Annotated in this window: 5 protein-coding genes; all 5 read left to right on the plus strand. The window is 37.3% G+C overall.

Features of this window, described 5'->3' with window-relative positions:
* The first annotated feature begins 417 nt into the window (after window positions 1–417).
* The 5 genes from QRN68_RS09625 to QRN68_RS09645 all read left to right on the plus strand — a co-directional run bounded on the left by QRN68_RS09625 (window position 418) and on the right by QRN68_RS09645 (window position 6261).
* On the plus strand, window positions 418–1218 hold the full coding sequence (locus tag QRN68_RS09625; protein ID WP_285396628.1) for an NUDIX domain-containing protein: 801 nt from the start codon (window positions 418–420) through the stop codon (window positions 1216–1218).
* Window positions 1219–1359: 141 nt separating this feature from the next.
* A complete protein-coding gene (locus tag QRN68_RS09630) occupies window positions 1360–1911 on the plus strand; it encodes a cysteine hydrolase family protein (RefSeq protein ID WP_285396629.1) in 552 nt (183 codons plus the stop codon).
* Window positions 1912–1936: 25 nt separating this feature from the next.
* The gene (locus tag QRN68_RS09635; RefSeq protein ID WP_285396630.1) at window positions 1937–3406 is read left to right on the plus strand and encodes a nicotinate phosphoribosyltransferase; all 1470 of its coding nucleotides are present in this window, start codon (window positions 1937–1939) and stop codon (window positions 3404–3406) included.
* Between the two features lie 28 nt (window positions 3407–3434).
* A complete protein-coding gene (gene nadD, locus QRN68_RS09640; protein WP_285396632.1) occupies window positions 3435–4049 on the plus strand; it encodes a nicotinate-nucleotide adenylyltransferase in 615 nt (204 codons plus the stop codon).
* Between the two features lie 358 nt (window positions 4050–4407).
* On the plus strand, window positions 4408–6261 hold the full coding sequence (locus QRN68_RS09645) for an SLC13 family permease (RefSeq protein WP_285396633.1): 1854 nt from the start codon (window positions 4408–4410) through the stop codon (window positions 6259–6261).
* Window positions 6262–6925: the final 664 nt, after the last annotated feature.

Genomic DNA, 6925 nt, shown 5'->3' on the forward strand with positions numbered 1-6925 from the left:
GGAAATACCGCGCGCGCCGGGAGAATACCCGCGGAAGCAAGGTAAATACCCGCGAGTTTTGGGGGAATACCCGCGGAAGCGAAGAAATACCCGCGCGTTTCGGGGGAATACCCGCGGAAGCAAGGAAATACCGCGCGCGCCGGGAGAATACCCGCGGAAGCAAGGTAAATACCCGCGTTTCGGGAGAATACCCGCGGAAGCAAAGTAAATACCCGCGCGTTTCGGAAGAATACCCGCGGAAGCAAGGTAAATACCCGCGCGTTTCGGGGGAATACCCGCGGAAGCGAAGAAATACCGCGCGTTTCTGGAGAATACCCGTGGAAGCGAAGGAAATCCCCACGCGCCCCGGGAGAATATTCATAGGCATCTTCATCATCAATCTTACAAAAAAATAAAGTATCAAAGGGGTTACATGCAATGACAAAATATCGTTCACAAGAAGAAGTTCTTGCGAATTATGATTCTTCTAAATATTTAACACCAGATGGCTATACGTCAGATATTGCGATTTTTACAATAACATCTGAAAAAGTAGAAGAAAAAGCACCGCCAATGATGACGCTTAAAATCATGCTGATTAAACGAGCTGATATAGATAACGAAGGAAACCCTAATATCGAAGGAGGAAAATGGGCGCTTCCAGGAGGTTTTGTAGATGCAAATCGAAAGGAAACGGCATATATTGCTGCTAAAAGAGAGCTAAAAGAGGAAACGAATGTAGAGGGGTTGCATGTTAAACACTTTGGTGTCTACGATGAAACAGATCGCGATCCTCGTGGTTGGCTGATTTCAAACGCCTTTTATGCTATTGTTCCAGAAGTTTATATCGAACAACGTCAAGCGAACGATGATGCGGCAGAGGTAGAGCTGTTTGATTTAAATGAAGTGTTCGAACTCGAGTTAGCTTTTGATCATCGAAAGATTATTACAGATGCGTTGGATTTTATTAAGAAAGATATGATTCAAACAACGGTAGCAAAAAATTTTTTACCAGAAGAATTTACTTTATCTGAATTGCAAAGAGTTTTGTTGACGGTGGGGGATGACCCGCGCATTTCCAATGATTCTGTGTTCTTCACAAAAGCACCTAAATTGCCTTTTATTGAAAAAGTATTAGATGAAGAAGGAAAACCAAAGAAAACTAAAAGAAATTCATATAGACCGTCACAATTATATACCTATAATGACTTTGAAATCGTAGAGTCAATTTATCATTAAAGCCTCCAGCTAATGTTACGGATTCGACTTTGTGCAAGAACAAGGCCGAATCCAGATGCAATTATGCCGGGGCATAATTAATATAAAGTAATTTGTAATTCTTTGATTACTAATTAAAATTAAAAGTGGAGTGATGAAAATATGGAAAAACGTGCACTGATTAATATTGATTATACTGAGGATTTTGTAGCATCAGATGGAGCTTTAACTTGCGGTATACCAGGGCAGATGTTGGAAGATGCAAATACACAATTAACAAAGGAATTTATTTCAAACGGTGATTTTACAGTCTTTGCCGTTGATGTTCATGAAAAAGGGGATAGCTATCACCCAGAAACAAAGCTTTTTCCTCCTCACAATATCCGAGATACAAGAGGCCGAGAACTGTATGGTTCCTTAAAAGAACTATATGAAGAAAATAAAGATCTAGATCATGTCTACTACTTGGATAAAACAAGATATTCTGCTTTTGCAGGAACTGATTTAGAGATTAAATTACGTGAAAGAGGCATTACTGAACTGCATTTAATAGGTGTATGTACGGATATTTGTGTTCTTCATACAGCGGTAGATGCCTATAATAAAGGGTTTAACATTGTTATTCATAAAAATGCAGTGGCGTCTTTTAATCAGGCTGGACATGAGTGGGCGTTAGGACATTTCGAGCATTCACTCGGAGCTACTATTCTTTAATTTCAATAAACGGGGGGGATAGGAAATGAAATATGCAGACGATAGCTTCATGTTGCACACGGACTTATATCAAATTAATATGGTGGAAACTTATTGGAAAGATGATATTCAACATCGAACTGCAGTTTTTGAACTGTACTTTCGAAAACTTCCGTTCGGTAATGGATATGCGATATTCGCAGGCTTAAAAAAGATTATGGAGTTTATTAAAAACTTTGGTTTTTCTAATAGTGATATTCAATATTTACGTGAAGAAGGAAAATATTCAGAGGAATTTTTGAAATACCTTCAAAATCTAAAATTTACAGGTACTATATCTGCTATGAAGGAAGGTGAATTGGTATTTGCAAATGAACCCATTTTACGAATTGAGGCCCCATTAGCGGAAGCCCAATTAATTGAAACGCCTATCTTAAATATCGTTAATTATCAAACTCTTATCGCAACGAAGGCTTCGCGCATTAAACAAGTGATTGGAGAGGATGTGGCGATGGAATTTGGTACTCGTCGTGCTCATGAATTTGATGCGGCCATTTGGGGAACGCGTGCTGCTTATATTGGAGGTTTTTCAGCTACTAGCAATGTAAGAGCTGGAAAATTATTTGGTATCCCAGTATCAGGTACGCATGCACATGCTATGATACAGGCCTATCGCGATGAATATACTGCATTTACAAAGTATGCGAGTACTCGTAAAGATTGTGTTTTCTTAGTAGATACGTATGATACATTGCGTTCAGGAGTTCCTAATGCTATTCGTGTAGCAAAGGAGTTTGGAGATAAAATTAATTTTATAGGAATTCGATTAGATAGTGGAGACTTGGCATATCTTTCAAAAAAAGCAAGAAAAATGCTAGATGAAGCTGGATTTACTGAAGCACAAATTATCGCATCTAATGATTTGGATGAATATACCATTATGAACTTGAAGTCGCAAGGGGCAAAAATTGATAGTTGGGGAATCGGAACCAAGCTCATCACAGCTTACGATCAAGCGGCTCTTGGAGGAGTGTACAAATTAGTATCTATTGAAGATGAAAGTGGGAAAATGGTTGATACCATTAAAATCTCTGGAAATCCTGAGAAAGTAACTACGCCAGGTCGCAAACGTATCTACCGAATTATTAATAAAGGGAATGGTCATGCTGAAGGGGATTATATTGCATTAGACGATGAAAATCCACAAGAGGAAGATCGCTTGAAAATGTTTCACCCTGTTCATACTTATATCAGTAAATTTGTTACGAATTTTACAGCAAGAGAATTACATCAAGACATTGTGGTGAGTGGCTCTATTCTTTACAAGGAACCAACACTTCAGGAAATTCAAGCATATGTAGAAGAAAATTTGCATCTACTATGGAATGAGTACAAACGAACAATGAACCCAGAAGAGTATCCTGTTGATTTAAGCCAAGCGTGCTGGGATAACAAAATGAAAAGCATTAAAGAAATTAAAGAAAAAGTTACGATGATGGGGCAAGAGAGAAGCTAATAGTAGAAGCAAAAGGGAGGGATATACAATGGCGAAAATAGGTATTTACGGTTCATCATTTGATCCAATTACAAATGTTCATCTTTGGACGGCAAGCACAGTAGCACACCGTTGCAAATTAGATAAAGTCATTTTTTTACCATGCTCAAATAAACGTAAGGACAAAGAGATAAAAACAAAGGATGCTCATCGATGGAATATGCTACAACTGGCTATTGCTAAGGATGAGCGCTTTATCGCAGATTCATATGAAATGGAGCAAGAAGGTTGGAATATTTACACATATGACACGATGAAATATTTTAGAGAACAGCACCCCGATGATGAAATACATTTTATTATGGGGGCCGATTTATTAGTTGATATTGGAGCGGGATTGTGGAAAAGGGGAGAGGCGTTAGTAGCTGAGAATAAATTTATTGTAATGGCGAGGCATGGAATCGATATGTTATCAACGATCAGTCGTTCCCCAATTTTAAGAAATAACGATGATGGAAGATTTCATTTAATCGACAAAGGCTTAGCGATGGAAATTAGCTCTACCTACATTCGTGAAGAGTTCGCAATGGATGGCGAACCAAAATATTTATTGCCAAACGCTTGTTATGACTATATTAAAGAGCATAATCTTTATCAAAAATAATCCAAGTAAGGAACGATTTATAATAGTAGAGTGCGGGATAATACCGCACTTATTTTATTTGCCCCATCATCAAAAGTAGGGATACCAACGTATGTTATTTATATAAGTTGATTGAAGCGGCTCATCTGGCGCCCAAGGGAAAGGAATGAATTGTGCGGATACAATTCAAAATCCGGACGCAATCATGCTAAGGCGAAATTGATTTCGAAAAGACGGTGAACTTTCTCATATGTAGTTCTTGGTAAGATATAATAAAAATAAGTGATATAGCAAACAGGCAAGATGTTGGAAGTACAAAAAGTTTGTTTTTGTATATCATCTTCAGTAAAGCATAATGATTAATGTTAGAAAGGAATTCTTGGATGTGCAACTTACATTAACATTTTTAATTTTAGGAGCAACAATTATTGCGTTTGTGACCAATAAAGTACGAGCAGATCTCGTTGCAATTGTGTCACTTTTAGCATTTGTCATTACGGATATTTTAACACCCACAGAGGCATTAGCTGGTTTTTCAAACTCTGTAGTTTTAATGATCGCTGGGTTATTTGTCGTGGGTGCAGGGATTTTACGTACAGGTCTTGCGGGGATGGCAGGTCAATTATTACTGAAATGGTCAGGGAATAGTGAGCTGAAATTATTTGTGTTATTACTCATTATTGTAGGTTCTGTCGGTGCATTTATGAGTAATACAGGTACGGTAGCTTTGATGATGCCAATAGTCGTTAGTATTGCCATTAGTATGAAGGTAAGCCCGTCAAAATTTTTGTTACCACTTTCTTATGTTGCGAGTCTTTCTGGGCTTATGACATTGATTGCTTCACCAACAAATTTAATTGTGAGCCAGTTATTGGTTGATCATGGCTATAATAAGCTAGGGTTTTTCGAAGTGACACCCATTGGTATTATTGGAATGATAGTTGGTATTAGCTATTTAGTACTCGTGCGCAATATTCTGTTGCCAAATGAAAAAAACCGTACACAAACAAAAGCTGACTATAAACTATCTCCAAAGAAAATCATTAAGCAATATGATTTAAACAATCGTTTGTTTAAAGTGTTTGTGCCAGAGGATTCGGCGATTATTGACATGACATTAGCAGAATTAAAGCTTCCGGCCAAATATACACTTTGTATGATGAAAATTCACCGACGATCACAAGAAGGTATTAATTTTTTACCGATGACATATCAGGAAATGGCGGGTCCGACAAGTGTGATACATGCCAAAGATGAGTTATATGTCCAAGGTGAGGAAGAGAATATTCGTCGTTTTACTTCGGATTATAGTTTAGAGATGCAAGAGCTAGTTGAAGGAGAGGCTGATGAATTGGTATCGAAGCATCTTGGTATTGCCGAGGTATTATTAACGCCAAATTCTAGCTTTATTAATGAGACGGTCAGCTCTCTAGGCTTTCGAGAAAAATATAATCTTAATATAATAGGCATTAATCGTAGAGGTGGCTATAAACTTCAAGATATGGTGACACATAAATTGAAATTTGGGGATGCCATTTTAGTGCAGGGCGCATGGGATGAAATTTTAATACTTGCAAGGGAAACGCAGGATGTCGTTGTTGTTGGTCAGCCGAAGGAGCATGCGAGTGTGGCGGCAGCAACAGGTAAAGCAGGTATTGCGGGTGCCATTATGCTTATAATGATTGTGTTAATGGCTTTTGAAATTTTCCCTGCTGTTATTTCCGTTATGATTGGTGCTGTACTGATGATATTAACAGGCTGTTTACGTAATATGGAAGATGCATATAGCCATATGAATTTTGAAAGTATTGTGCTTGTAGCTGCTATGCTTCCTATGGCAACGGCATTGGAGAAAACGGGAGGGATGACCATCTTATCTGATGGTATTATCAATGCGCTGGGGGACTATGGACCTTACGGGGTACTGATTGGTGTCTACATTTTAACTGCAGTCTTTGGTCAGTTCATTAGTAATACAGCTACTGCGGTATTATTCGCACCAATTGCTATGAATGCAGCGATTGCAATGGAAGTTAGTCCAACGACTTTTATGATTGCAGTAGCAGTAGCTGCAAGTATGGCCTTTGTTACACCTATTGCTTCACCGACCAATGCGTTAGTTATGACAGCAGGTGGCTACAAATTTATGGACTTTGTGAAAATTGGAATACCGTTACAGATGGTTATGTTTATCGTTATGATGCTAGCAATTCCATTTTTCTTTCCATTCTAAAAAGCGTGAGAAATCAATTTAGCAACGTTGATTTCTCGCGCTTCTTTGCTGTTAAATTTTTTAATTTTGCGTAAAAAAATATGCTTATGTCATAAGCGACGCAAATTATCAGATAGTATTGCATGAAGGTAGATGTCGATATTTTTCGAAAGTTGGTGGATAAATTAAAAAAGTTGGGGATAAATCGATAAAGTTGGTCGATAAACAATCAAAAGTTCTCGATAAATCTCAAAACTACAGCTCAATAAAGATTTTTGTCGCTGTTCATTGCGCTGCAGAAAAAATTTTTTATTAAAATCTATTATTTTTTATAGTAAGGTTATGATAAAATTCTATTTTAGACAGGAAAGACAAGTTGAATTTGCTTGAAATGCAGAGTCTAATACTATATTTTTTTGTAATCATTATTATAATAGGAAGTTTTTCGATGAAATGAAAAAGTATAATTTTTTTCTAGGAAAAGTGTTGACCTTTTTAATTTAAGAGTGTAATATTATACAAGTCGCCAAGACAACTACTGAAAAACAATTAAATTTAAATAAATTAGTTGTTGACATCTAGTTTAAAGTGTGATATTATATAAGAGTTGCCGTTGTGAAATGGTAACGAAATGAACCTTGAAAACTGAACAAGCAAAACGTAATCAATAAAGTTTTTAGTAGCT

Origin of the sequence: Lysinibacillus sp. fls2-241-R2A-57 (genome assembly GCF_030209535.1) — a bacterium.
In the GTDB taxonomy this organism is placed as follows: domain Bacteria; phylum Bacillota; class Bacilli; order Bacillales_A; family Planococcaceae; genus Lysinibacillus.